The organism is Bradyrhizobium murdochi (assembly GCF_000472965.1).
GTDB classification, from domain to species: Bacteria; Pseudomonadota; Alphaproteobacteria; order Rhizobiales; family Xanthobacteraceae; genus Bradyrhizobium; species Bradyrhizobium murdochi.
Genome location: NZ_AXAU01000017.1, coordinates 69,641 through 96,436, shown reverse-complemented (window position 1 = coordinate 96,436; position 26,796 = coordinate 69,641). Strand labels below are relative to the sequence as shown.

The 26,796-nt window shown below is 63.1% G+C and carries 21 protein-coding genes and 1 pseudogene; 12 read left to right on the top strand and 10 right to left on the bottom strand.

Annotation, left to right across the window (positions count from 1 at the left end; all coding sequences use genetic code 11):
* Positions 1–7 precede the first annotated feature (7 nt).
* From YUO_RS0127155 to YUO_RS0127115, 8 genes are all read left to right on the top strand, one after another.
* A complete protein-coding gene (locus tag YUO_RS0127155; RefSeq protein ID WP_028350099.1) occupies positions 8–1,411 on the top strand; it encodes an enolase-like domain-containing protein in 1,404 nt (467 codons plus the stop codon).
* Complete coding sequence (locus YUO_RS0127150; RefSeq protein WP_028350098.1) at positions 1,408–2,559, top strand: Gfo/Idh/MocA family protein; 1,152 nt, start codon at positions 1,408–1,410, stop codon at positions 2,557–2,559. Before YUO_RS0127155 ends, YUO_RS0127150 begins: the two co-directional genes overlap by 4 nt.
* Before the next feature lie 12 nt (positions 2,560–2,571).
* Entirely contained in the window at positions 2,572–3,765 is a 1,194-nt protein-coding gene (locus tag YUO_RS0127145; protein WP_028350097.1) for a dihydrodipicolinate synthase family protein, read from the top strand.
* Entirely contained in the window at positions 3,765–4,628 is an 864-nt protein-coding gene (locus YUO_RS0127140; protein ID WP_028350096.1) for a sugar phosphate isomerase/epimerase family protein, read from the top strand. The genes YUO_RS0127145 and YUO_RS0127140 overlap by 1 nt, the downstream gene beginning before the upstream one ends.
* A 234-nt stretch (positions 4,629–4,862) precedes the next feature.
* Positions 4,863–5,153 (top strand): hypothetical protein, encoded by a 291-nt coding sequence (locus tag YUO_RS0127135; RefSeq protein WP_156908787.1) that lies wholly within the window; start codon positions 4,863–4,865, stop codon positions 5,151–5,153.
* Positions 5,154–5,343: 190 nt separating this feature from the next.
* Positions 5,344–5,724 carry a hypothetical protein gene (locus YUO_RS0127130; RefSeq protein ID WP_028350094.1) on the top strand — a complete coding sequence of 127 codons (381 nt, stop codon included), beginning with the start codon at positions 5,344–5,346 and terminating at the stop codon, positions 5,722–5,724.
* Positions 5,725–5,836: 112 nt separating this feature from the next.
* On the top strand, positions 5,837–7,198 hold the full coding sequence (locus tag YUO_RS0127125) for an MBOAT family O-acyltransferase (protein ID WP_028350093.1): 1,362 nt from the start codon (positions 5,837–5,839) through the stop codon (positions 7,196–7,198).
* Between the two features lie 112 nt (positions 7,199–7,310).
* Positions 7,311–8,186, top strand: a complete 876-nt coding sequence (locus tag YUO_RS0127115; protein WP_156908786.1) for a hypothetical protein — start codon at positions 7,311–7,313, stop codon at positions 8,184–8,186.
* 37 nt (positions 8,187–8,223) lie between these two features.
* Here the strand turns inward: YUO_RS0127115 and YUO_RS0127110 are convergent, their stop codons facing one another.
* The 3 genes from YUO_RS0127110 to YUO_RS0127100 all read right to left on the bottom strand — a co-directional run bounded on the left by YUO_RS0127110 (position 8,224) and on the right by YUO_RS0127100 (position 11,896).
* A complete protein-coding gene (locus YUO_RS0127110; protein WP_156908793.1) occupies positions 8,224–8,574 on the bottom strand; it encodes a c-type cytochrome in 351 nt (116 codons plus the stop codon).
* Positions 8,575–8,726: 152 nt separating this feature from the next.
* Entirely contained in the window at positions 8,727–10,187 is a 1,461-nt protein-coding gene (locus YUO_RS0127105; protein WP_235782842.1) for a Spy/CpxP family protein refolding chaperone, read from the bottom strand.
* A 458-nt stretch (positions 10,188–10,645) separates the two neighbouring features.
* Positions 10,646–11,896, bottom strand: coding sequence for a cytochrome P450 (locus YUO_RS0127100; protein ID WP_028350089.1), 1,251 nt, complete (start codon positions 11,894–11,896; stop codon positions 10,646–10,648).
* A gap of 329 nt (positions 11,897–12,225) precedes the next feature.
* Here YUO_RS0127100 and YUO_RS0127095 point away from each other — a divergent pair, with 329 nt between their 5' ends.
* The 4 genes from YUO_RS0127095 to cnbZ all read left to right on the top strand — a co-directional run bounded on the left by YUO_RS0127095 (position 12,226) and on the right by cnbZ (position 18,187).
* Positions 12,226–12,927 (top strand): TetR/AcrR family transcriptional regulator, encoded by a 702-nt coding sequence (locus YUO_RS0127095; protein WP_028350088.1) that lies wholly within the window; start codon positions 12,226–12,228, stop codon positions 12,925–12,927.
* Between the two features lies 1 nt (position 12,928).
* On the top strand, positions 12,929–14,122 hold the full coding sequence (locus YUO_RS0127090; RefSeq protein ID WP_028350087.1) for an efflux RND transporter periplasmic adaptor subunit: 1,194 nt from the start codon (positions 12,929–12,931) through the stop codon (positions 14,120–14,122).
* 106 nt (positions 14,123–14,228) lie between these two features.
* Positions 14,229–17,321 carry a MexW/MexI family multidrug efflux RND transporter permease subunit gene (locus tag YUO_RS0127085; RefSeq protein WP_028350086.1) on the top strand — a complete coding sequence of 1,031 codons (3,093 nt, stop codon included), beginning with the start codon at positions 14,229–14,231 and terminating at the stop codon, positions 17,319–17,321.
* 122 nt (positions 17,322–17,443) lie between these two features.
* Positions 17,444–18,187, top strand: a complete 744-nt coding sequence (cnbZ, locus tag YUO_RS0127080) for a 2-amino-5-chloromuconate deaminase CnbZ (RefSeq protein ID WP_028350085.1) — start codon at positions 17,444–17,446, stop codon at positions 18,185–18,187.
* Positions 18,188–18,329: 142 nt separating this feature from the next.
* On the opposite strand, the gene YUO_RS0127075 is transcribed toward cnbZ, so the two are convergent.
* The 7 genes and pseudogenes from YUO_RS0127075 to YUO_RS0127045 form a co-directional block, all read right to left on the bottom strand.
* Positions 18,330–19,217 carry an ABC transporter permease gene (locus YUO_RS0127075; RefSeq protein WP_028350084.1) on the bottom strand — a complete coding sequence of 296 codons (888 nt, stop codon included), beginning with the start codon at positions 19,215–19,217 and terminating at the stop codon, positions 18,330–18,332.
* 4 nt (positions 19,218–19,221) lie between these two features.
* Positions 19,222–20,163, bottom strand: a complete 942-nt coding sequence (locus tag YUO_RS0127070) for an ABC transporter permease (RefSeq protein ID WP_028350083.1) — start codon at positions 20,161–20,163, stop codon at positions 19,222–19,224.
* A gap of 163 nt (positions 20,164–20,326) precedes the next feature.
* Positions 20,327–21,838: an ABC transporter substrate-binding protein gene (locus YUO_RS0127065; protein WP_028350082.1), complete on the bottom strand. Its 1,512-nt coding sequence runs from the start codon at positions 21,836–21,838 to the stop codon at positions 20,327–20,329.
* Positions 21,839–21,860: 22 nt separating this feature from the next.
* A pseudogene (locus YUO_RS41865) lies at positions 21,861–22,969 on the bottom strand (ABC transporter ATP-binding protein).
* 163 nt (positions 22,970–23,132) lie between these two features.
* A complete protein-coding gene (locus tag YUO_RS0127055; RefSeq protein WP_028350081.1) occupies positions 23,133–24,122 on the bottom strand; it encodes an ABC transporter ATP-binding protein in 990 nt (329 codons plus the stop codon).
* Positions 24,119–24,829 (bottom strand): DUF1028 domain-containing protein, encoded by a 711-nt coding sequence (locus YUO_RS0127050; protein WP_028350080.1) that lies wholly within the window; start codon positions 24,827–24,829, stop codon positions 24,119–24,121. Before YUO_RS0127050 ends, YUO_RS0127055 begins: the two co-directional genes overlap by 4 nt.
* Before the next feature lie 12 nt (positions 24,830–24,841).
* On the bottom strand, positions 24,842–26,647 hold the full coding sequence (locus tag YUO_RS0127045) for a gamma-glutamyltransferase family protein (protein WP_028350079.1): 1,806 nt from the start codon (positions 26,645–26,647) through the stop codon (positions 24,842–24,844).
* Positions 26,648–26,796 lie beyond the last annotated feature (149 nt).

The window sequence follows — 26,796 nt, the reverse complement described above, 5'->3', positions numbered from 1 at the left end:
TGGCTCGATGCCGTTACGCTTGGCCGTACGAGACATCTCCTTTTTCGAACGTCCGGTCACCTTCGTCCGGCCGTTCCGATTCGGCGCGGTCGTCATCAACGCGACCCCGCAGGCGTTTGTGCGCGTCGAGATCGAAGTCGAAGGCAAGGGCAGGGCTGTCGGCGCCTGCGCCGAGTTCTTGGTGCCAAAATGGTTCGACAAGCGGCCGCATCTCGCGCCAGAGCAGACAGTCGAAGAGCTGCGGCGCTCGCTTCTGATCGCACGAGGCATCTATCTGGCGCATTCCGGCTTCGAGACTGCGTTCGGCCTGCATGCGGCCTGCATCGGCGCGCAGATCGACGTCTGCGCGCGAGAAGACATTCCGCCGCTGGCGGCAGCCTACGGGCCGGCCGAGATCGACAAGGCGGTTCTCGACGCGCTGCTGCGTTGCACGGGAACCAGCTTCTTCGACGGCATGGCCGACAACATCGCAGGCGTGGATGCACGCCTTTCGCGCGATCTCGGCGATGATGACGTGTCGCGCTTTTTCGCAGGCCGAAAACGGCTGGAGCGCGTCGCGATCCGGCATACGGTCGGCATGGACGACAAGGTCGAAGGCGAGGGCGGCGTTGCCGACTTCAGAGAAAACGCCGGCGCGCGCTACTTCAAGCTCAAGCTAAACGGCGACCCCGCGCATGATGCCGATCGGCTGATCCGGATCGGCAATGAACTGGCGACGCTGTCGTACGATTACCGCGTCACGCTCGACGCCAATGAACAGTACGCCGACCTCACTGCATTGAATGCGCTTGTCGAGCAACTCGACCGCGATGCCGCGCTGCGGCCGATCGCGCAAAAGCTCCTCTATATCGAGCAGCCGATGCCACGCGACATCACGCGCCAATCGCCGCTCGGCGCACTCACGCGGTGCGATTTCATCATCGACGAGGCGGACGATTCCTACGACGCCTTCCCGGTGGCGCGGGCGCTCGGCTATCGCGGCATCTCCTCGAAATCCTGCAAGGGCATCTATAAGTCCGTCATCAACGCCACGCGCGCGGCCAAATGGAATGCCGCCGGCGAGAAATGCTTCATCGCCGGCGAGGACCTGACCTGCCAGGCGGGCCTTGCCGTGCAGCAGGACCTCGCGCTCGGTGCACTGATCGGCGTCACCCATGCCGAGCGCAACGGCCACCATTATGTGGACGGTTTTGGCGACACGCCTGCCGCGGAAGCGCAGGCGTTTCTCGCGGGCCATCCCGATCTCTACGCCCGCGACGGCAATAAGATTCGTCTCGCGATCCATGACGGCGACCTCCTGACGGGATCGCTGACCACACCTGGCTTCGCCACGGCCACGCATCCGGACTGGTCCGCGATGTCGCCGCTCGCGCAGCCCTCGCCCAGAATTCCTTTGGAGAAAGTAGTATGACGACCAAACGCCTCGGCCTGATCATGAACGGCGTGACCGGCCGGATGGGACTCAACCAGCATTTGGTCCGCTCCATCATCGCGATCCGCGACCAGGGCGGCGTGCTGCTGTCGAACGGCGACCGCATGCTGCCGGACCCGATCCTGATCGGTCGCGATGCGGACAAGGTCGAGCGTCTTGCGAAGCGCTTCAATGTGGAGCGCTGGTCGACCGATCTCGACAATGCGCTGGCCGCGAAGGACGACACCATCTTCTTCGACGCCGCGACCACGCAGGCGCGCCCCTCGCTGCTGACCAAGGCGATCGAGGCGGGCAAGCACGTCTATTGCGAAAAGCCGATCGCGACCAACCTGGAGGAGGCGGTCCAGGTGCTGAAGCTCGCCAAGGCCAGGGGCATCAAGCACGGCACGGTGCAGGACAAGCTGTTCCTGCCGGGCTTGAAGAAGCTCGCCTTCCTGCGCGATTCCGGCTTCTTCGGCCGCATGCTGTCGGTGCGCGGCGAGTTCGGCTATTGGGTGTTTGAAGGCGGCTGGCAGGAAGCGCAGCGGCCGTCGTGGAATTACCGCAGCGAGGACGGCGGCGGCATCATCCTCGACATGGTCTGCCACTGGCGCTACGTGCTCGACAATCTCTTCGGCGATGTGGAGAGCATCTCCTGCCTCGGCACGACCGACATCCCCGAACGTTTCGACGAAAAGGGCAAGAAGTACACGGCGACTGCCGATGATTCCGCCTATGCGACGTTCCGCCTCAAGGGTGGCGTGATCGCGCATATCAACATGAGCTGGGTGACGCGGGTCTACCGCGACGACCTCGTCACCTTCCAGGTCGACGGCACCCACGGCTCGGCAGTGGCGGGCCTGACCGATTGCGTGATCCAGGCGCGCCAGGCGACGCCGCGGCCGGTGTGGAATCCGGACGAGAAGCGCACCCATGATTTCTATGCCGACTGGCAGAAGGTTCCCGACAACGTTGTCTACGACAACGGCTTCAAGGAGCAGTGGGAAATGTTCATCCGCCACGTCTGCGAGGACGCGCCCTACAAATACACGTTGCTGGAAGGCGCCAAGGGCGTGCAGCTTGCCGAATGCGCGCTGCAGAGCTGGCGCGAGCGGCGCTGGATCGACGTTGCCCCGATCAAGGTGTGAGGAGGCTTAAGCATGAACAAGCCAGTCCTGCCGATGTCGTCGCTGTCGCTGAAGCTGCCGACGGCGGATCGCAAAATCGAGGATTATCGCCTGGCGGCATCGCGAACGTTTCCGGCGAAGCTTGAAGGCACGCTCAACCGCGTGGCGTTTTCTGCTGCCCATGTCGTGGCGGACCCACTCGCCGACAACGACCCGTGGCTGACATCTGCCATCGACTGGGACCGCACCATCGCGTTCCGCGAGCATGTCTGGGATCTCGGCCTTGGCGTTGCCGAGGCGATGGACACCGCGCAGCGCGGCATGGGGCTGGATTGGCCGACCTCGCTGGAACTGATCCAGCGCTCGGTGAAGGCTGCGAAAGCGAAGGGCAATGCGCTGGTGTTTTCCGGCGCCGGCACCGACCACCTCGCAGTGGAAGACGCAAAATCGATCGACGACGTGATCCGCGCCTATGAAGAGCAGATCGCGGCCGTCGAAAAGGCCGGTGGCCGCATCATCTTGATGGCGTCACGCGCATTGGCAAAGCTTGGCCGCAGCGCCGACGACTATGCAAAGGTCTACAACCGGGTGCTGTCACAGGTTCGCGAGCCCGTGATCATCCACTGGCTCGGCGACATGTTCGACCCGGCGCTATCGGGCTACTGGGGCACCGCCGATCTCGACACGGCGATGGATACGGCGGTTGCCATCATCAACGCCAATGCCGCCAAGGTCGATGGCGTAAAAGTCTCGCTGCTCGACAAGCAGCGCGAGATCGACATGCGCCGTCGCCTTGATCCCAAGGTGAAGATGTATACCGGCGACGATTTCAACTATGCCGAACTGATCGCGGGCGACGAGCAAGGCTTTTCGCATGCGCTGCTCGGCATCTTCGATGCCATCGCGCCGGCGGCGTCCTACGCGCTGTCACGGCTGGCTGCCGGCGACCAGGCCGGTTTCCATGACGTATTGGGGCCGACGGTGCCGCTGTCGCGGCATATCTTCAAGGCGCCGACGCGGTTCTACAAGACCGGCATCGTGTTCATGGCCTATCTCAACGGCCATCAGGATCATTTCACCATGGTCGGCGGGCAGGAGAGCACGCGCTCGACGCTGCATCTGGCCGAACTGTTTCGCCTTGCCGATAAAGCTGGGCTGCTCTCCAACCCCGAACTGGCAACGCGGCGCATGAAGACGGTGCTGGCAACGCGCGGCATCGAACCCTGATGCGTGATTTCTCGAGCGATCATCGCTGGCTGTCGCTGAACACGGCGACCGTCCGCAAGCAGGGCGACCTCGTTGCCATCATCGACGCCTGTGCGCGCCACGGCATCCGCGCCATCGATCCCTGGCGCGACCAGGTTGCGGCCATCGGCCTCGAGCGCGCAGTGCGGGCCGTGCGCGACGCTGGCCTTGGATTGTCCGGCTATTGCCGCGGCGGCATGTTCACGGCGGACGCAGCGCGCCGCGTCGAGGCGCGCGACGACAACCGCCGCGCGGTGGACGAAGCCAAGGCGCTGGGCGCGCCCTGCATCGTGCTGGTCGTCGGCGGCCTGCCGCAATATTCGCGGCCGGGAAGCGCGGCCTCGAAGGACATTGCGGCTGCGCGTACGCAGGTCCATGACGCGATCGCGGAAATGCTGGAGTATGCGAGAGAGGCCAACATGCCGCTCGCGATCGAGCCTTTGCATCCGGCCTACGCCGCCGACCGTGCCTGCGTGAACACGACGAAGCAGGCGCTGGACATCTGCGATCAGCTCGATCCGCAGCGCACCGGCGCGCTGGGCGTTGCGCTCGACGTCTATCACATCTGGTGGGACCCGGAACTGATGCCGCAAATTGCGCGCGCGGGGAAAGATCGATTGCTGGCGTTTCACGTCTGCGACTGGTTGGTGCCAACAAAAGACATCCTCAACGACCGCGGCATGATGGGCGACGGCGTCATCGACATCACATCTGTGCGATCAGCGGTCGAGGCGCAGGGCTTTGCCGGCTATTCCGAGATCGAAATCTTCTCCAACGAGTGGTGGGCAAGGCCGATGGACGAGGTCCTGCAGACCTGCATCGCGCGGCATCGGACGGTGGTCTAGCAGCCGTCACTCGAGAACGCTTGTTCCGCTGTCTCAATGGCGGACAATGTTGTCTCGTATGTGAACTGGCGCGCGTTCTGGTTGTGATAGCGTCACATGAAGAGACAGCGAGCGGTTCCAGATTTAACCTTTTCCGCGGGTATTTAGATTAACAAAGGGTTACCGTTGCGCCTCGATAATCTCCGGCGCTAGCTAGTCGCACGGAGAAAGTCTCCTCGAGCGATGAGCGACAACATGAAAGTCCTTTACGCAATTGCAACACTGGCCCTGCTGTCGACATCGGCGCAGGCCTGGCAGGTCGTGGAACGCTGCACCTACAGCAAGTTCTACGGCAGGGTGTGCACGACGTCCTATCTGGATGATCCGGTGCGCAGCGAGGCGCAGAATCAGGAAGACGCAAAGGCAAGGCGCGCCAGCATCGAGAAGTGGGAAGCGTTCTGCAAGCCGAAGCGCACCTATGATAACGAAGGCGTTGTCCGCCTGGTGTACGCCCGCAAGGGCTGCGAGTTCGGCCGCAGCGAGTAGCACGCTTCTCCTCGCCGCGAGCGGGGAGAATTCGCAAGCCTTACGCCTCGATGAATGGCTGATAACGCGCGCCCGACAGACCGCTAAACTTTTATCGATCAAATTGCGATCCGGTTAGTCACACAGCTTTACGCCGCCTCAATGCTTGTCGGTCATTCCTGACGGACGCATTCATCAAGGGGCAGTGTCCATGCGCGTCTTCATCGCAATCTCGATCGTCGTCGCTTCGGTATCGTCTGCATCCGCGCAATTTGCGATGGACCACGGCCATGCCGCAGATGCCGCTCAGGCCGCCCGCGCGGCGCGGGCCGCAGCGGATGCCAAGGCCGCGGCCATTGCCTCGGGCGCGCCGCTGCTTCCCAGCCAGCAAACCAATTTCTACGTCGGCGGCAGCGGCGTTGTGAAGATTACGCCTCGAACCGCCGAAGAGCTCAAGGCCGATGAAGCCGCCCAGGCTGCCTGGAGGGAACGCTGCCGGCCGACCGTGGTCGAGGACCGCGAGGGCCTGCGGCGCGTGAGATATGCCGAACGGGATTGCGACCTTTCCCGCTTCAACACTGCGGGCAACTAGAACTTCCCGATATCAGGGCCGAATTGAGCCGTCCGCTCCGGACCCATCCGGGTTCCGGCTAGGCCCTCCCGGGCCGAAATGCTAGAGCTTCCCCAACCACCGTTGGGGCGGCATGACTTTCACATCATGGCAGTTCGGCATTTTCGTCGCGATCGTATTTGCGGCGTATTATCTTCCGGCGCTGCGAGCATTTCAGGTCCAACTGCTGGTCTTCGCCAGCCTGTTCTTCTACGGCTATGGCCAACCGGAACTGCTGGCGCTGTTGGCTGTCGCGGTTCTCGGAACATATCTTTTCCTGCTCTTGGCGTTGCGAAACCGGCAGCTCTGGCTGCCGGCCGGCATTGCCTTCAACCTCGCGCTGCTGGCGTTCTTCAAGTACAAACTGCTGTTCATCGATGCGTCACCCAGCCTGGTCGATTTCGCGCCGCTTGATTTTCTTCTGAAGCTGCCGCTGCCGATCGGCATTTCATTTTTCGTCTTCCACAACATCAGCCTCTTGGTCGACTTGACCCGGCAGAAGGGAGCGGCGCCGACGCTGACCGGCGTCTTCCTCTACATCATTTTCTTTCCGCAGCTCGTTTCCGGTCCGATCACGCGCGCGGAAATGTTCATGCCGCAGATCAAGCCGAAATACGTTGCGGACATTCCGTTCGTCGAGGCCGCGAAATGGATCCTGATCGGGTTTTTCTTCAAGCTCTACGTCGCCAACAACCTCAATGAAATGACGTCACACATGAGCTACCCGCTCTACGAGACGTTACAGACCCAGGATCGCTGGCTGCTGGTTTTCCTCTACAGTTATCAGATTTATGCGGACTTCTTCGGCTATTCCGCGATCGCGATCGGCCTAGCCCTGCTGTTCGGTTATCGTTTGCCGATCAATTTCAATCTTCCCTATATCTCGAGCTCGTTCTCCGAGTTCTGGACGCGCTGGCATATCTCGCTGTCGACCTGGCTGCGGACCTATCTTTACGTCCCGCTCGGCGGCAATCGTCACGGCGTATGGCGCACTTATTTGAATTTGATGATCGTGATGGGGCTGGGCGGCCTCTGGCACGGCGCCGGCCTCAGCTATCTGATCTGGGGGCTGTTGCACGGCCTGTTGCTGGTGCTCGAACGCCCCTTGTTGGCGCGTCTGGCATCGATCGACTTTGCGGTATTTCGAGCAGCCCGGATAACCGTCGTTTTCGTCTGCGTCACCATGCTCTGGATCTTCTTCAAATTGCCGAACTTCGATCATGCGGTCGGCTATCTCACGGGCATGTTTACGCCGAACACGAATCCCAATCCGACGAAGCTGTTCTACAATCTGGCGCTGCTCTATTCGCTGCCGGTCATCATTCAGCATCTTGGTCTTCGTCCGCTGTCCGAGGGAAGGCTTCGCTGGGCGGAGCCATATCTCTACGGCGCGATGGCCGCGCTGATGTATCTGGAAGCCGGCCCGGAAACGTCGTTCATTTACTTTCAGTTCTAGAGCATGATCCGGAAAAGTGGGAACCGGTTTTCCGAAAAGATCATGCTGAAATTAAAGAGGAGAGCGGATGACGATTCGAAGAAAGTCATCCCGCTCTAAGAGCGAGGAAGACGTGTCTGCCGTTCGGTGGTTGATAAAATGCGGTGCCGGCGCGGCGATTGTCTTGACCGCTTGCGGCTTTGCTACTGTGCGCTTCGGCAGCGGGCTGCAAATGCCGGCGACGACGACGCGGGACGGCACGCTGATTACGCTCAGCCGTTACCTGCGTGAGCCGTTGCCTGATGTCGTGCTGTTGGGCAGCTCGATCACGTTCCGCCTCAAGGAGGAATATTTTGCAACGCCCAAGTTGAGAAATCTGGCGCTTGCGGGCGGCTCGCCGCTCACCGGGCTGGAGATCGTTGCGAGCCAGCCGCAGCTTCCAGGGCTCATACTAGTCGAAGCGAATGTTCTCGCCCGTCAGACCGACGCTGCGCTGGTCGAACGTTATTCACGCGGCGATGCCGAGCCATTGTTCTTTCGCCCGGTCAGAGCCGCGGTAGCTGCCTATGAGCAGCAGCTTCATACGCCGCTGACGCATGAGCAGGTCGCGCTCGAGCTGCGCAGATTGGTCGGGCAGCCGCCGAGCGATTTCGACAACCGGATCTATGCGGATCGCGCGCTGCAGCAACTCAATGCGGAGGATCCGACGGATGCGGTGCGACTTAACGCGAAACGGATTGGGGAGCTGATCCGGATCGTGGAACAACGCGGTGCGCGCGTGTTGCTGTTCGAGCTACCCTATTTCGAGCCGATCGAAGGCTCGCGGCATGCGGCGATCACACGGGAAATTATTCATGCCGCATTTCCGGATTCCAATCGATGGCTATCCATCGAAGTGAACCGAAGCGAGCTGCGCTGGGCCGACGGTGTTCATCTCGACGAGCGCTCTGCCGTCATCGTAGCGCAGGCGATGGAGCGCGCTTTGGCATTGGCGCGCGCAGCGCAGTGACCGGGTCGTTTTGCTCGAAAGAGCCCAGGCTGTGGCGCTACTTTGATTGAGCCAGGAAGGCGATGATCTTTTTTCTGTCCTCGCTCGATGAGAGGCCGCCATACGGCTTCATGCTGTTGCCGGGCACGACCTCATCGGGGTTGGCAATGAAGCGATCGAGCTTCTCCTCATCCCATACGAATCCTGCCTCCTTCATGGCGCTGGAAAACCCGTAGTCCGGTAGCGATCCCGCTTTCCGTCCAATAATCTTGTGCAGGTTGGGACCCAGCCGATTGTCGCCCTCTCTCATGATGTGGCACGTCCGACAGGCATTGTTGAACGCCTGTTGTCCTGAGACGCCCTCTGCGCCTTGCGGCGCCTGGGGCAGGGCGGAAGGCGATAAAAGCATGCACGCCAGCCCGCCCAACGCACCTATCAAGAACGTCCGACCGTGCCGCAAACGTGCCTCTCGCCGGCTGGATGTCGGCCGGACGAGCAGCGTGACGAAATGCGATTGCCTCATTCGAGTCCTCATCAAGAAGGATGGTTGGCATCTTTCGGTCACTGGCTTGCGACCTGCGGCATTGTATTGAAGCGCGCCTTCTGCTCGTTGCTCAGCGTGGCATAGAACTTATCCAACGCCTCCTGCACCCAATCGGCTGCCTCGAGCATGGCCTTGAGCCGCTTCTCCATCGCGTCCAGCCGGCCGACCGGCGTAAGCGGCACGTCGTCCGGGCAGGCAGCTTGCAGCCCTGCAACCGCCTTCTTGGTCACGTCGCTCAAGCGGTCAAGCGCCTCCTTTTGCTCGCCCGCCGGCCGTACGACAGCCTCGATCCGCTCAATCGGTAGCCGCGTGAGGCTGGATTTCGGATCGCCGCAAGCCTCGGCTTGCGCATTTGCTTGCTGCTGCGGCTGTTGCGAGCGGTCGCCGACGTTCGGGCCGAGTGCGTTGAAACGCGCTTTTTGCTCATCATTTAGCGAATTGTAAAACCGTTCAAGCGCCGGACGCACGATCCTTACCGCGTCGAGCGTAGCCGTCACGCGGTTCGTCATCGCCCGCAGGCGACCGGGCGGCGTCATGGCAAAGGAGTCGGCGCAAGTATCCTTGAACACGTCGGCGGCCTTTGCTGCGGCGGCCTTCAACTCGTCGAGCAGGGCGCGCTGCTCGGGCGTCGGCTGCACGGCGCGCACGATCGATGCAATCGGCCAGGCGGTCACGCCCTCGTCCGGTTCTCTGCACACCTGCCGAAGCGTCTGCTGGCTCACGCTTGCGCGCTTGCCCGCTCGGAAATCGGTGACCGCCGCCCCGGGATCAGGATATCTGGCGTAGGCGGAATACGGGCTGTCCGTACCCCAAAACACCGTATCGACGAAGTCGTCGTAGGCGTACGCCCAATAGCCGGGATCATAGGCGTGAGGCCAGAACGTGTAATTGAAGATGTCGGAATAGGCGTAAGGCCAGAAGACCGGACCGAGCCAGGCCACGAACGCGGCGCGATGGCCGTGCCGCCAGGCGTGCCGCGGAGCCCAGCGGTTCTCCCGGGCGGTCAGCGCCGCACGGGCTTGCAGAGCATCATTGCTGCGGAACTGCGCGGAAAATCGCCCGCGAGCGGCGGCCTGCATGGCCGCGGCAGAGGCGGATCGTTCAGCCGAGGGCTGTGGCCCAAGCCGCTGCAGGCGTGCCTGGTCACGTTCCTGGATGCGCTGCTCGCGCTGGAGCAGGCGGTTTTGAGCTTGCAGCGATCTTTGCTGTTCGCGTTGCGCCCGCAGCCCTTCCGGCCTTTGCGACTGCAATTGCTGGACGCGCTGCTGCAAGCGATCGATGCGGCTCTGCCGCTCCGTGCTCTGGCGCGACAGCATGTTACGCTGCCGCTCCTGCACCATTTGCTGCCGCTGCTGGAGGCGCTGCTCGCGCTGCTGCGCACGCGTTTCGATCTGTTCCTGTCGCGACGGTCGAGCGCCTACGACAGGAGATGCGCCCGGCCGCGATGGTGCGGCGATGCGCGGCTCGGGTCTCGTCATGGCCGGTCGCTGCGCCGGCGCGGCACGCTGGATATCGGGTCGTGGCCCTGCAACGCGCGGTGTGACCGCTCGCGGCGGTGCGGCGATTTGCGGCGCCGCGCGTGGGGCCATTGCTGGACGCTGAGGCGGGGGAGCTGCACGGATCGCCGGAGCGGCGGGTCGCGCCATGGCCGGAGGCGCCGCCGGGCGAGCCATCGCCGGTGGCGCCGCTGGGCGGGCCATCGCCGGTGGCGGTGCAGCCGGTCGGGCTGCGGGCGCCGCCCCGCCGCCTTGGCCAAGGCCTCTTCCTGGTTGGGCAGACGAGCCGGTGCTCACCGCTATCGCGGAGACACCAAGAAAAAATGCTGCGATGCGAGCGCCGCTCGAAAGCATGATCTCACTCCCTCGCTTCGCCGCCCGAGAGCATCAACGCGCAAGCGCAGGAATCGTTCGTCGCCGCTATGACTTACGTTGCGATTTTACGACGCAGGACTGAGTTCGCCTGCGCCTTGGCTGACCGTGCAGGGCACGCTCAGAAATCCACGGAAGCGCACGCGGCCGCCGCGTACCGGTTCGCCGTCGAGCGCATAATCCGGAAAGCGCGCGAGGAAACGCGAGATCGCGATGGCGCCCTCGAGCCGCGCCAACGCCATGCCGGCGCATTGATGCGCGCCGGTGCCGAAGGCCAGATGCCGGTTCGGCGTGCGGCCGATGTCGAAACGTTCGGGATCGGCGAACTGGGCGGGGTCGCGGTTGGCGGCGCCGATGCACAGCGTCACCGGTGTGCCCGCCGGCATCGCGACGCCGCCGAGTTCGAACGGCTCGACGGTCATGCGGTTGCCGAGCTGGTTGGAGCTCTCGAACCGCAGCATTTCCTCGATCGCGGTTTTGATCAGATCGGGATTTTCAATCAGCCGGCGTTTCTCGCCTGCGTGGTTCAGTAACGCGACGAGCCCGTTGCCGATCAGGTTGGTGGTGGTCTCGTGGCCGGCATTGAGCAGGAAGATGCAGTTGTGCAGCAGCTCCTTTTCGGTCAGCCGCTCGCCATTGTCTTCGCCCTGAATGAGCCGCGTCAGCACGTCGCGGTCGGGATTGCCGGGCTTGGCCCGTCGCCGCGCCACCAGCCCTTCGAGATACGCCAGGAAATCCTCGACCGCCTTGTTGCCGCGGGCGAAGGCGTCCGGGCCGATCACCGGCTCCAGCGCGCCGAGAATGGCCAGCGACCAGTCGCGCAAGGGATCGCGCTCGCTCTGCGGCACATCGAGCAGATTGCCGATCACTTCGATCGGAATGGCAGCAGCGAAATCGTCGATCAGGTCCACCTTGCCCTTGGCGGCGATGGCGCCGAGCAGGCGGTCGACCAGCCGGACCAGGTCGGGCTCCATGCCGGCGATCGCGCGCGGCGATAATGCGCCCATGATCAGCCGGCGGACGCGGGTGTGGGCGGGAGGATCGTTGAACACGAGGCTCGTGGTGTGGTGCTCGTAGAGCAGGGAGTCGCCATACTTCGGCGAGAACTCCTTCTTCTTGTCGGACGAGAACGCCTTGGTGTTCTTGTAGGCCGCGACCAGATCGTCGTAGCGGGTCAGGAAGTACGACCCATTCGGCAACCGTTTGATCGGTTCGCTCTCGCGCAGCGCGCGATAGGTCGGGTAGGGGTTGGCATAAAATTCCGGCGTCAGCTTTTCGAGGTCGAATGTGGCCGCCAGTTCGCGCGCATCCAGATTCATGGCTCGCCGCACTCGTTGGAAGACGGAAGGGTAAGCGGGCGTCAAATTAGTCGCATTTGCAACTATCTTAGACGCCGCTTTCAAAGCGTCAAGTCGGCGCTTTCAGCCCACACCATCCAGGCGCCGTGATCGAAAGCGCCTTGATCCAAGCGCCTTGGGGTTGCGACCAATTCGGGATAAGTCTGCAACGCGAGAGCCCGATTTGCCGAAAACTCGTGCTCAAACAAAGCGATGAGGCCGTGTCTTTGACGCCACCCGGTGGCAGAATCCGCCTGGTGCGCTGCAATGTATCCTTGACTTCGTCAAGGTGAGTGATTACTCACGCCCGCATGTCTACCCTGCGCATGACCAGTGATTTGCGGCGGCAATTGATCTTGAGCGCCGCCAAGCGGTGCTTTGCCCGTCACGGCTTTGCCGGCACCACGACCAAGAGCGTGGCGGCGGCTGCGGCCATTTCGGAAGGGCTGTTGTTCAAGCATTTCCCGTCCAAGGCCGCGCTCTATGCCGAAATCCTCGCCGAGGAGTGCGAGGCCGATCCGGATTTCGCGCAACTGCTCGGCCAGCAGCCTTCAACTGCCACACTGGTTGAACTGGTCAAGGGCATGGTTGGCCATTTCATGGAAGTGTCGGACGGCTCGGACCAGGAGGAAGCGCAGCGGCTGCGGCTGATGACGACGAGCCATCTCGATGACGGCGAGTTCGCGCGCTTGCTCTACGACAAGGTCGCCGGCCTGATCGGGCCGGTGTTCACGGCATCGATCGAGCGCGCTGTAACGGCCGGCGACGCGGCGCGGATCGGCAGCGATCCGCTCAACCTTTTCTGGTTCGCGCACCACACCGTGCTGATGGCGGCGCTGACGAGGCTTCCGCCGGTGCCCTGTCTTTCTTACGGCAACGCCGCCGACCTGGAGCGGCAGTTGTGTCAATTCATTCTGCGCGGCATCGGACTTACCGAAGCCGCAATTGCTTCTCATTTGGACGGCGAGCTGTCACCGAATTCGGGACAATCGGTAACTGCAGAAAGTGCATGACATGAATATCGTGACCGAACACAAGATTTCGGGAAAGCCGATAACGGAAAAGCCGCACAAGCGGCCCGTCCGGATGGTGCGGTGGCTCATCATCGTCGGAACGCTGCTGGCCTTGCTGGTTGGCGGCCTGGTCTGGTTCAACTACTTCCGCGGCAAGATGATCGCGCAGTTCTTCGCGACCATGAAGCCGCCGCCGACCAGCGTCAACATCGCCACGGCGAAGTCCGAAACGATTCCGAATCTTCTGACTGCGGTCGGCGATCTCGCTGCCGTGCACCAGGTCAACGTGACCTCCGACGTCAACGGCCGCATCACCGATATCCTGTTTACGGCGGGCGCCAGCGTGAAGGAGGGCACGCCACTGGTGCAGTTGTTCGACGGTCCCGAGCAGGCGGATCTCGCCAACTACAAGGCGCAGCAGCGGTTGGCGCAGCTCTCGCTCGATCGCGCCAAGCAGTTGGCCGAGCGTCAGGTCGGACCACAGGCGACGGTGGATAACGCCCAGGCTGTGTTCGATCAGGCCAGCGCCGGCATCGCCAGGACCGAAGCGATCATTTCGCAGAAGCTGGTGCGGGCGCCGTTCGATGGCGAACTCGGCGTGCGCAGGGTCGAAGTCGGGCAATATCTGACTGCGGGTACGCAGATCGTCTCGCTGACTGATCTGTCGATGCTGTATGCGAACTTCACCGTGACGGAGAAGGACTCCGGACAGCTCAAGGTCGGCCAGATCGTTCGGATCGCGGTCGACGCCTATCCGGGCCGCACCTTCGAGGGCAAGATCACCACCATCGAGCCGCAGATCGCGGCGGACACGCGCAACATTCGCGTGCAGGCGACGATCCAGAATCCGGACAAGATCCTCAAGCCGGGCATGTTCGCGACCACCACCGTAGTGCTGCCCGACAAGCCGCCGGTCGTCACCGTGCCCGAAACCGCGGTCGACTACACGCTCTACGGCGACTCCGTCTACCTCCTCAGTGAAAAGAAGGAAGAGGACGGCAAGACCAGCCTGATCGCGACACGCACCTTCGTGCAGACCGGAAAGCGCATCGAGGGCCGCGCCGAAGTTCTGAAGGGCTTGAAGGAGGGCGACCGCGTCGTGGCGGTGGGCCAGCTCAAGCTCCAGTCCGGAGCTGCCGTGACGATTTCGAACGATCCGGTGCCGGCGATTCCGGCGAAGCCGCCGCGCTACTGATCCATGATGCGGCTCCCTTGAGGAGCCGCGGCGAAAGAAAGATGGGCGGCGGTCTTGTGGCTCGGCCGCGCCCCCGAAATGCTGAGCCCAGCGGGATGACTTTGCGATGGCCTTCACCGATATCTTCATCAAGCGTCCGGTCCTGTCGGTCGTCGTCAGCCTGCTGATCCTTCTGATCGGTCTGCGCGCCGCCAGCGTATTGCCGATCCGGCAATATCCGAAGCTGTCGAACACGGTGGTCAACATCACCACCTCATATCCGGGCGCGTCGGCTAACCTGATTCAAGGCTTCATCACCACGCCGATCGAGCAGGCGGTCGCTTCCGCCGAGGGCGTCGACTACATCACCTCCTCGTCGGTGCAGGGCACCAGCACGATTCAGGTCTACATCAAGCTGAATTTCGATCCGAACCAGGCGCTGACCGAAGTTCTCGCCAAGGTAAACTCGGTCAAATACCTGATCCCGAAGGAATCGAACGACCCGGTCATAACCAAGACGACTGGCCAAACCACGGCCGTGATGTATCTGGGCTTCTCCAGCGAAGAACTCTCAGGGTCGGCGATTTCAGACTATCTGACGCGCGTGGTGCAGCCGGTGCTGTCGACGGTCGATGGTGTGGCGTCGGCCGACATTCTCGGCGGCCAGACCTTTGCGATGCGGCTGTGGCTCGATCCGATACGAATGGCGGGCCGCGGCGTGTCGCCGAGCGACGTTTCCGCGGCGATTGCCGCCAACAACTTCCAGGCAGCAGCCGGTCAGTCCAAGGGCTATTTTATCGTCTCGAACGTCCAGACTAATACCGACCTGCGGAACCTCGAGCAGTTCAAGAAGATGATCGTCAAGTCCAAGGACGGCGGCTTCGTGCGGATCGAGGATATCGCAACCGTCGAGCTTGCGGCGCAAAGCTCGGACGCAAGCGTCGCGTTCAGCGGCGAGCGCGCGATCTTCATCGGCGTGCAGGCGACCCCGCAAGGCAACCCGCTGACGCTGGTCAAGGGCGTGCGCGCGTTGATGCCGGAGATCGAACGCAACCTGCCGCCGTCGATGAAAATGAAAGTGGCCTACGATTCCACCAAGTTCATTCAGTCGTCGATCGACGAGGTGAAGAACACGCTGATCGAGGCCGTGCTGATCGTGGTGGTCGTGATCTTCCTGTTCCTGGCCTCGTTCCGCTCGGTCATCATTCCCGTGGTGACGATTCCGCTGTCGCTGATCGGCGTCTGCAGCCTGATGCTAATGATGGGATTCAGCTTCAATCTTCTGACGCTGCTGGCAATGGTGCTGGCGATCGGGCTCGTGGTCGACGACGCCATCGTGGTGGTGGAGAACATCCATCGCCATCTGGAGGAAGGAAAGACGCCCGTCCAGGCGTCGCTGCAAGGCGCACGCGAAATCGTCGGCCCCGTGATCTCCATGACGATTACACTTGCCGCCGTGTACGCCCCGATCGGCTTCCTCGGCGGCCTGACCGGTTCGCTGTTCCGCGAATTCGCCTTCACGCTGGCGGGCTCGGTGATCGTATCGGGCGTGATCGCGTTGACGCTGTCGCCGATGATGTGCTCGGTCCTCCTGAAGAGCGCGGACGAGGGGCGGTTCTCGAGGCTGGTCAACAGGGTGTTCGGTTCGATGACACGCTGGTACGGCCGCCAGCTCGACCGCTCGCTCGACTATCGTCCGATCACCGGCTTGTTCGCGTTGACGATCCTCGGTCTGGTCGGGTTCCTCTACATGAACACCTCCAAGGAGCTCGCGCCCGAGGAGGACCAGGGCATCGTGTTCTCGGTGACCAAGGCGCCGAAATACGCTAACATCGATTATGTCGACTTCTACGGCGACAAGCTCGACAAGGCTTTTGCCAAGTTTCCGGAAACGGACCTGCGCTTTGTCCTCAACGGCATCAACGGCCCGCAGGGCGGCATTGCCGGCATGCTGCTCAAGCCGTGGGACGAGCGTGAGCGATCCTCGATAGCGCTGAAGCCGCTGGTGCAGGCCGAGATCAGCAAGATCGAAGGCGTCCAGGCGTTTGCGTTCAACCTGCCGCCGTTGCCGGGCGGACCGGGTGGCCTGCCGATACAGATGGTGATCAATTCGACCGCCGGCTTCCAGGCCGTCTATGACCAGATGGCGAAGCTGAAGGATGCCGCACGCAAGAGTGGTATGTTCATCGTCTCCGACAGCGACCTCGAATTCAATCAGCCGGTGGTTCGCGTCTCGATCGACCGCTCCAAGGCGAGCGACCTCGGCATCAACATGTCGCAGGTCGGCGCTACCTTGCAGACGCTGTTGGGCGGCAATTACGTCAACCGCTTCAACCTCGAGGGACGCTCGTATCAAGTGATCCCGCAGGTGTCGCGTGACAAGCGGCTGTCGCCGGAATCGCTTGGCGGTTACTACGTCCCGACCAACACCGGGCAGCTAGTGCCGCTGTCGACCATTGTGTCGATCGAAACCGCCACCGATCCGAATGCGCTGACGCATTACAACCAGCTCAATTCGGCGACCTTCTCCGCGGTGCCGATGCCGGGCGTGACGGTTGGGCAGGCGGTGGATTTCCTGGAGGGCGAAGCGAAGAAGATGCCTGCCGGTTTTGGCCACGATTATCTGGCCGACTCCCGGCAATATGTGCAGGAAGGCAATCAGCTCGCGATCACCTTCGGCTTCGCGCTGATCATCATCTTCCTGGTGCTGGCCGCGCAGTTCGAAAGCCTGCGCGATCCGCTGGTGATCATGATCAGCGTTCCCATGGCGATCGTCGGTGCGCTGATCCCGCTGTTCTTCGGCGTGGCGACCATCAACATCTACACCCAGGTTGGATTGCTGACGCTGGTCGGCCTGATCACCAAGCACGGCATCCTGATGGTCGAGTTCGCCAACGAACTGCAGCTCAAGGAAGGCCTCGACAAGCGTTCGGCGATCGAAATGGCTGCCCGCATCCGGCTGCGTCCGATCCTGATGACGACGGCGGCGATGGTCACCGGTCTGATCCCGTTGCTGACTGCCACGGGCGCGGGCGCTGCCAGCCGGTTCTCGATCGGCCTCGTGGTGGTAGCCGGCATGTCGATCGGCACGCTGTTCACGCTGTTCGTGCTGCCGGCGGTCTATGTCTGGTTGGCCACCGATCACCAGGCCAAGATCGGCTCCAGGCGGACCAAGGAGATCGCGGATTTCGATCTTGGGTCCGCGCTCAAGCCGACCTGAGCCTTTGTAACCGCAGAATAGCAAGCGGCGGCAGCGGGAAACCGTTGCCGCCGCTTTTTCATGCCGGGAGATGCGACGCCGGTGTGTCTCCATGCTAAAAGATAGAAAAACAGGGAGGCAACATGACAAGCGACTTTCCCGCCGGCAACTACCGCTTCATTCCCGCCGTGTTCCAGTATTCGGGCGGTGTCGCAGCCAATCCCGGATTTGAGATCGAGCGGGTGCGTTTCGACAAATGGCTGCCGCTGGCCGAAGGCTTTGCGCGGATCGCAAGGTACATCGAGGCGGCGGGCAGGCCGCTGACGTCGTTCTGCGCCTGTGAATTGCGCTCGCCGGCGGCATTCACCGACGAGGGATTCCGCAATTTCAACCTGCATTACGTCAAGACGCTCGGCGAATGGGGCATCTATGACGGCACGACCAATCCGGTGGCGCGCAGCAATGTCTGCCCGGAGATCGATCCGCCGGCCGAACCGTCATTCTACGCCTTTTCATTCACGCGGCCGAGCCAAAGCACGGCGCCGAGCTTCGTGATTGCGGGCAGCGGCGAGTCGCAGGAGGGCAATGCAAGCTATGCCGAACGCACCGTGCGTTACCGCGACGTCAGCCCCGAGGGAATTGCGGAGAAGATCCGCTACGTCGCCGGCGTGATGGAGCGGCGCATGGGCGAGTTCGGGTTCGGCTGGAGAGACGCGACAAATGTGCAGACCTACACCATCCACGATTTCCATCACGTCTTTGCCGATGCGCTGGTTCGCCGCGGCGCCGCGCGTTCGGGTTTGACCTGGCATTTTGCCCGGCCGCCGGTGATTGATCTGGAATACGAGATGGATTGCCGAAGGGTGATGCGGGAGTTGGTTATCTAGACCCTCATCCTGAGGAGCCGCGTAGCGGCGTCTCGAAGGATGAGGCCACAGTGGGGCCGCATGGTTCGAGACGGCGCGGAGCCTGTCATCGGGCCGCGCTTCGCGCGGACCCGTTGGCGCCTCCTCACCATGAGGGTCTTAACTACCTCTCCCTCGGATCGAGCGCGTCGCGCAGGCCATCACCGACCAGATTGAACGACAGCACCACGAGAAAGATCGCCAGTCCCGGCCAGACCGCCATCCACGGCGCATTGGTCAGGAAGCGCTGTGCGGCATTGAGCATGCTGCCCCAGGACGGGGCGGGCGGCTGCTGGCCGAGGCCGAGGAACGACAGCGCGGCTTCGGCGATGATGGCAGCAGCTATCGACAGCGTCGCCTGCACCAATAGCGCCGGCATGATGTTCGGTAAAATGTGAAACAGCGCGATGCGCCAGCGCGGATTGCCCATGGCGCGCGCGGCCTCGACATAATCCTCGACCTTGACGCTCATCACCTGGCCGCGGGTCAGCCGCACGAAGATTGGCGTTGCCGAGATGCCGATCGCGATCATGGCGTTGCCGAGGCTGGGCCCTAAGAATGCCGCGAGCGCAATCGCCAGGATCAGGAACGGGCAGGCCAGCATCGCATCCGTGATGCGGCTGATCAGGGCATCGATGAAGCCGCCGCGATAGCCCGACAGGAGGCCGAGCGGCACGCCGATCGACAGCGCGATCCCGACCGAGATGGCGCCGGCCAGAAGCGAAGCCCGCGCGCCGTAGATCACCCGGGCGAGAATGTCCCGGCCGAGCTCGTCGGTGCCGAACCAGTGCAGCGCGGACGGCGGCTTGCGCACCAGCGACCAACTTGTCGCGATCGGCTCATAGGGCGAGATCAGCGGCGCAAATAGCGCGAGCAACATGAAGGTTGCGATCACGACAAGCCCGGCCACCGCGCCCTTGCGCTTGAACAGCCGACGCAGCGCGCGGCGCGCCGGGCTCTCCAGCTCGTCGGAGGCGGCAACCGGCAACGCATTGAGTGTGGTGTCGGCCATGGCTTTAAGCCCGCAGCCGCGGATTGACGAGGACATAGGCGATGTCGGCAATGAGATTGAGCGTGATGTAGATCGTTGCCGTCGTCAGCACGACGCCTTGCACGACGGCATAATCGCGGTTGAAGACCGCGTCGACGATCAGCTTGCCGAAACCGGGAATCGAGAAAATCTGCTCCGTCAATACCGCGCCCGACAACAGCGTGCCCAGCTCTAGCGCGCCGAGCGTGATCACCGGCGTCAGCGCGTTGCGCATGGCATGCTTGAGAATGACCGAGCGCTCGAGAAGCCCTTTGGCGCGGGCGGTGCGGACATAATCGCTTTCCAGCACCTGCAGCATGGCGCTGCGGGTATGCCGCATCAGGATCGCGGCGATCGCGTTGCCGAGCACGAAGGCCGGCATGATGGTGGAGGCGATGCTGGCGCGCCAGTTTTCGGTCAGCGGCACATAGCCCGATGCCGGCAGCCAGCCGAGCTGGATCGAGAACAGGAAGATCAGCATGATGCCGAGCCAGAAATTCGGCGTCGAGATCCCCCATAGCGCAAAGAAATTGGCGCCATAGTCCCAGGCCGTGCCTTTCTTGACAGCCGAGATGATTCCGGCCGGAATGCCGATCAGGAAAGCGATCACGATCGCCATCGACGCAAGCTGCATCGTCACCGGTAGCTTCTGAGCGATCAGTTCGCGCACCGGCACCTTGTTGCGAAGCGACTCGCCGAAATCGCCGGACAGCACGCCCTTCACCCAGTAGACATATTGCACCGGCACCGGCTGATCGAGCCGGTACTGCTCCCGGATCTGCGCGATCACATCAGGATCGCGTTCCTCTCCGGCCATCACCAGCGCCGGATCGCCCGGCAGCAATTGCTGCAGCGAGAAGATCAGGATCGAGACGAAGAACAGCGTCGGGATGAGCTGGACGATCCGCCGGGCGAGGAAATTCAGCATGGCACTATCCGTGTCCCGGGCGCAGCGCGGCGTGCAACGCTGCGCTGCAGAACCGGGACCCACCTCGTTGAGATCGGGAACGTCGGATCGATGGGTCCCGGCTCTGCGGAGCAGCGCTGCCGCGCTGCACCGCGTCCGGGACACGAGAGCGTGTAGGCGCGCCTCACTTCAGCCTCAGCCCGACCACGCGCACCAGCCCGTCCGGCATCTGCTTGTAGCCTTCGAGCTTCGTCGTATGCGCGATCAGGATGCGGCGGTGGTAGATGTAAAGCAGCGGCTTCTCCTCCAGCACGATCTTGGCCAGCTTTTCGTAAATCGCCTTGCGCTGCGCCTGATCGGTGACGAGGCGGCCGTCATCGAGCGCCTTGTCGGCCTCCTTGTTGGACCAGGCGCTGTAGTTCTGCGGCGCGTCGCTCTTCTGGAAGACATAGGAGTTGCCGTCCGGGTCGATCCGACCGCTCCAGGCCAGAAGAAAGGCCTGGTATTCTCCGGCCTCGGCCTGCTTCAACGACGTCGCGAACTCGGTGACCCTAAGCTTCATGTCGAAGCCGCTCTCCGCCGCCATCGCCTGGATCACCTGAGCCGCCGCTTCGGTTTCCGCGCCCTTCGAGACCATGAAATCCACGCTGACCGGTGGCGTGACGCCGGCTTCCTTCAACAGCGCCTTGGCCTTGGCGACGTCGCGCTTCGGTATCGGAAAGGCTTTCTGGTAGTAGGGATGATCCGGGTTGATCCACTGATTTCCAGGCTTGAACTCGCCGTTGGACACCACCTGGCTGATCGCGTCGCGGTCGAGCGAGAGATCGAGCGCCTGCCGCACCTTGGCGGACTGGCTGAGTGGCCCCTTGGCCTTGTCCTTGCCGACGTTCAGCGTCACGCCCTGATAGCCGAGCTCGATCGCGCTGGACAATTTCAGCTTCGAGTCCGCCTGCACTTCCTTGAGGTCCGTCGCGAGCACGCGTTCGATCAGGTCGAGCCCGCCGGATTTCAAATTGGCCAGGCGGACGGTCGCGTCCACCAAGGGCAGATAGACGATGCGATCGATATGGATATTGTCCTTGTTCCAATAGTCGGCGAATTTCTCGAACACCATGCGGTCCTGCTGCACGCGCTCGACGAATTTGTAGGGACCGGCGCAAACCGGACGCAGGCCGAATTTGTCGACGGCCTCTTTGGCGGCCTTAGGCGATACCATCATCCCGGCGCGATCGGTGAGCTGCGCGACCAGCGGGGAATAGGGCGCCTTCAATGCCAGCTTGATGGTGAGGGGATCGACGACGTCGACACGATCGACGGCTGCCAGTTCCGGTTTGCGGAACGAGCCTTGCATCGTCAGGTGGCGCTCCAGCGAAAACTTCGCGGCCTCCGCATTGAAGGCCTCGCCATCGTGAAACTTGACGCCGGGCCGGAGCTTGATGGTGACTTCCTTGCCGTCGGCCGAGGTCTCGTGGCTCAGCGCGAGTTGCGGCACGATATTGAGCTTGTCGTCGATGTCGAACAGCTTGTCGCAGAACGATGCGAACACGATGCGGCCGACATAAGTGCGGGCCATGGTCGGGTCGAGGATGTCAGGGTCCTCGGCAAGTCCGATCCGCAGCGTGGTCTGGGCCTGAACGGTTGCCGGAAGCGACAGCAGCAGCGCCGCCGCGGTGATTGCCAAACGAAAGATTTTCATGCTGCCATCCCCTTATCCACGATTACACCGCACCTGGCCGTGTCCCTGATACATCAACCCCGACGCGACCTGCACCTTCCGTGCCACCGCTGAAGGCGGCGACCAATTTTTCCAGCACCGGCGAAAATCCGCCATCGGCGGGAACGATGGCCCCGGGTGACGGCAATTCGGCCGTGCGGTGGCACGCCGTCGCGTGTCCCGTGCTGTCGGCGAGCAGGGGCGGAATTTCGGTGCGGCAGCGCTCGATGACATAAGGGCAGCGGGTATGAAAGCGGCAGCCGGAGGGCGGATTGAGCGCGCTCGGCATCTCGCCTTCCAGCACGATGCGGCCGCGCCGCGCCTGCGGTTTGGGTACGGGAATCGCCGACAGTAGCGCACGGCTATAGGGATGTCGGGGCGCGGCGAACAGCGCTTCGGCGTCCGCCGTCTCGACGATACCGCCGAGGTTCATCACGGCGACGCGGTCGGCGATGTGCTTCACGACCGCCAGATCGTGCGAGACGAAGATGTAGGCGAGGCCGAGTCGGTCCTGCAGATCGCGCAGCAGATTGAGGATTTGCGAGCGGATCGAGACGTCGAGCGCGGAGACCGGCTCGTCGCAGATGATCAGTTCGGCTCTACCGCCAGCGCCCGCGCAATCGCGATGCGCTGGCGCTGGCCCCCGGAAAATTCGTGTGGGTAGCGGCGGGCAAAGCGCGGCTCGAGCCCGACCAGCCGCAACAGCTCTTCGACCCGTTCGCGGCGGCGCGGGGCCGGCACCAGATCGTGCAGCGCCAGCGGCTCGCTCAGAATCTGGCTCACCGTCATGCGCGGGTTGAGCGACGCATAAGGATCCTGGAAAATGATCTGCGCATCGCGGCGGAAGGCGCGCAATTCGTTGGCGCCGAGCGCGCCGAGGTCGCGGCCCTCAAAGCGAACGTTGCCCGCATCCGGCTCGATCAGCCGCAGCACCAGCCGGCTGACGGTGGACTTGCCGCAACCGGATTCACCGACCAGCGCCAGCGTCTTGCCTGCCTCGACCGTGAAGCTGACGCCGTCGACCGCTTTTACGTAGGCGGTGGGGCGGCCGAATACCGACCGCGTGGCGACGAAATGCTTTACCAGGCCTTCGACTTCGAGCAGCGCCGTCATCGTCGGCACCGTACGTGGCGCAGCGCAGCGTCTCTTGGCCGTGCGCTGCAGAACCGGGACCTATGTCGTGTGGGACTACAGGTGGTCCCCGGTTCAGCAGTGCACCGCTGCGCTTCGCTTGCGCTGCACTGCGCCCGGGGAGCGAGAGCGGAGGGCAGCGCGGTCATGATACCAGCCGCTCCAGCGGCGCGCGGATGCAGCGCGAGGCATGGTCGGGGCTCACCGTCGCAAGTGGCGGCGGCGCGGCGATGCAGGCTTCCAGGACGAACGGACAGCGCGCGGCGAAGCGGCAGCCGGCGGGCGGGTTCGCCATGTTCGGCACCATGCCGTCGATCGTCGCCAAGTGTTCGGTACGGCGGCCGAGCCGTGGGATCGAGCCGAGCAGGCCGACGGTGTAAGGATGTTGCGGGCTGGCGAACAGTTCATCGACCGGTGCGCGTTCGACGATCTCGCCGGCATACATCACTGCGACCTCGTCGCAGACTTCGGCGACCACGCCGAGATCGTGGGTGATCAGGATGATCGCGGCGCCGCTGGCGGCCTTCAGCTCGCGCATCAGGTCGAGGATCTGCGCCTGCAGCGTGACGTCGAGCGCGGTGGTCGGCTCGTCGGCGATCAGGAGGCGCGGGTCGCAGGCCAGCGCCATCGCGATCATCACGCGCTGGCGCATGCCGCCGGACAGCTTGTGCGGATATTCGTCGACACGTTTCTCGGGCGAGGGGATGTGTACCCGCCGCAGCAGCTCGATCGCGCGCTCGCGCGCCTGCCGCCGCGACCCGCCGCGATGGCGCAGGATGGTCTCGATGATCTGGTCGCCGATGGTGAAGCTCGGATTGAGCGAAGTCATCGGCTCCTGGAAGATCATCGCGAGCCGATTGCCGCGCAGATCGCGCAGCGTATCGTCGGGAATGTCGAGGAGATCAAAACCGTCGAAACGGATCGACCCCGACACCTCAGCGGAACGCCTTGGCAATAATCCCATAACGGCGAGCGAGGTCACGCTCTTGCCGCAGCCGGATTCGCCGACGAGGCCAAGCGTCGCGCCATTGGCCACGCTGAGATCGACACCGTCGACCGCGTGCGTGGTGCGGCCGTCATCGCCGTGGAAGACCACGCGCAGGCCCTCGATTTCGATCAGCGGGCTCGCGGTCATGCCTTGCCCGTCGTCGCCGCTTCGATGCGGGCATCGATGACCATGCGGTCGGTGATCCCCGCCGGATTTGTGCGCGTCGGCAGGAAGGGGCGGAAATGCACCCAGCGCTCGCGGCTCACTTGTTCGAGACGCTCGAGTTCGGCCAACGGATCGGCATGGTCGTCGACACGCAGGTCGAGATCTGACCATTCCTCCTCGCCATGGATCAACAGCGCCGCCGATTGCTTGCCGCGCTTGTCGCCGCCGGCGGCTTCGCCGGCCTTCATCGCTACGATCAGCCGCTGCGCAAAGGGCAGGCTGGCATTGGCGACAAAGGCTTTCGCCGTGTCATCGAGCACGGCCGCACCCGCCAGCATGTTGCCGGCGAGGGAGAAGCCGTCACCCTGGATATGCCCACACCAGTCGATGCATTCGCGGCCGGTATGCGCTGCGATGCGGCCCTTGATATCCATGACATGAAGTTGGCGGGCTTCGTATCCATCGTCGGTAACGAGCAGAATGTCCACCACCTCGCGGGGGCTGCGGCCTTCGCGCAGCAACTTCACGCCGTCGATGCCGTAGTAGGGATTGACCAGCGCCTGCGTTGCGATGCCGCCGATGCCGGGCGCGATATGCGGCACGCGCGCGCCGACCGCAAAAAATCGGGTCGCGACCGCGATGCCGATCTGGCCGGTTTGGGGATCGCGGGCAATGATCGACCAGGTCATCTCAAGTCGCCTCTACCGCCCCGCCGCGTAGCCCTGCATGCCCCTCGGATTGGCGGCGGCGCGGCGGCGACGACCGATCTTGGAGGCCGCGGTGAGGCGGCCTTCCGACCATTCGGGACCGATCTCGACCACATGTCCGCGGTTCTTCAATGTGTCGACGGTCGCGTTCGGTACGCGGCTTTCGAGCACGAGCACGCCGGGACGCGCGGTGCGCGGCCAGAACGAGATCGGAAAATGTTCGGAGTGCCAGGCCGGTGCGTCGATCGCTTCCTGCAGGTTCAGTTTGGCGTGGACATGCCGCAGGAAGAACTGCGTGGTCCATTGATCCTGCTGGTCGCCGCCGGGCGACCCCCAGGCCATGTAGGGCTCGCCGTCGCGCAGCGCCATGGTGGGCGAGAGCGTGGTGCGCGGCCGTTTGCCGGGCGCAAGTGCTGCCGGGTGATCTTCCTCCAGCCAGAACATCTGCGCGCGACTGCCGAGGCAGAAGCCGAGTTCGGGAATGACCGGCGAGGATTGCAGCCAGCCGCCGGACGGCGTCGCCGAGACCATGTTGCCGGCCTGGTCGATGATGTCGAAATGCACGGTGTCGCCGCGCACCTCGCCGAACCGGCCGACGGTCGGCTCGCCCGCGCCCATGGCACCGACCGCCTCGCGATGGCCTTCCGCACGGCGCAGCTTGACGATCGAACCGAAGCCCTCGACCGAACCCGGGATGAAGTCGAGTGAGGCCTTATCCCTCGAGATCAGCTTGCGGCGCTCGTCATTGTAGGCGTCCGACAACAGCGTCGCGATCGGGATGTCGGTGAATTTCGGGTCGCCATAAAACTTCTCGCGATCAGCGAAGGCGAGTTTCGCGCATTCGATCTGCAGATGGATGAAGTCGGGCCCGGCCGGATCGAGCCCGTCGAGCTCAAACCCCTTGAGCAGCGCGAGTTGCTGTAGCATCACCGGGCCTTGGCTCCAGACGCCGGGCTTGCAGACAGTGTAGCGGCCGTAATCATAGGTCAGCGGCGCCTCGACGGTCGGCTGCCAACGTGCCATGTCGTCGGCGCTTAGTACGCCGCGATGCGGTGAGCCGCTCACGTCCATCACGTCCTGGGTGCGGCAGAACTTGTCGATTGCTTCCGCCACAAAACCCTGCGACCAGGACTTTCGCGCGCGCTCGATCTGTGCGACGCGGTCACCGCCTGCGCTTTCCGCCTCTTTGAGAATGCGGGCGTAGGTTTCGGAGAGCTGCTTGTTGGTGAACAGCGTGCCGGGTTTTGGCACTTCATTGTTCGGCAGGTAGACCGCCGCCGATGTCGTCCAGTGCTTCCTGAATAACTGCTCGACGACCTGGATCGTTGCGGAAGCGCGCTCGACCAGCGGGTAGCCATCGCGGGCGTAGGCGATCGCGGGCTCCAGCACGTCGCGCAGCCGCATCGTGCCGTAGTCGCGCAAGAGCAGCATCCAGGATTCGAACGTGCCGGGCACGCACGCCGCGAGGAGCCCGGTGCCGGGCACCATCTCCAGCCCTTCGCTCTTGTAGTGCGCAATGGTTGCCTTCGCAGGCGCCGGACCCTGGCCGCAGATCACCTCGGTGCGGCCGCGCCTGGTGTCATGCACGATGATCGGCACGTCACCGCCGGGACCGTTCAGATGCGGCTCCACCACCTGCAGCGTGAAGGCTGTGGCAACGCCGGCATCGAATGCGTTGCCGCCTTTTTCCAGAATGCTCATCCCGACGGCGGTCGCGATCCAGTGGGTCGACGTGACGACGCCAAAGGTGCCTTCGATTTCCGGCCTTGTGGTGAACGGATCGGGATTGATGTTGCTCATGGGAATCCAATGCCGTGCTGGTATCCTAGAGCATGATCCGGAAAAGTGGACACCGGTTTTCCGAAAAGATCATGCTCAAACAAGAAGATGATCGACGAGCATGCTTCAACTCAGTTGAAGCATGCTCTAGCGCGCGCACTTGACCACAG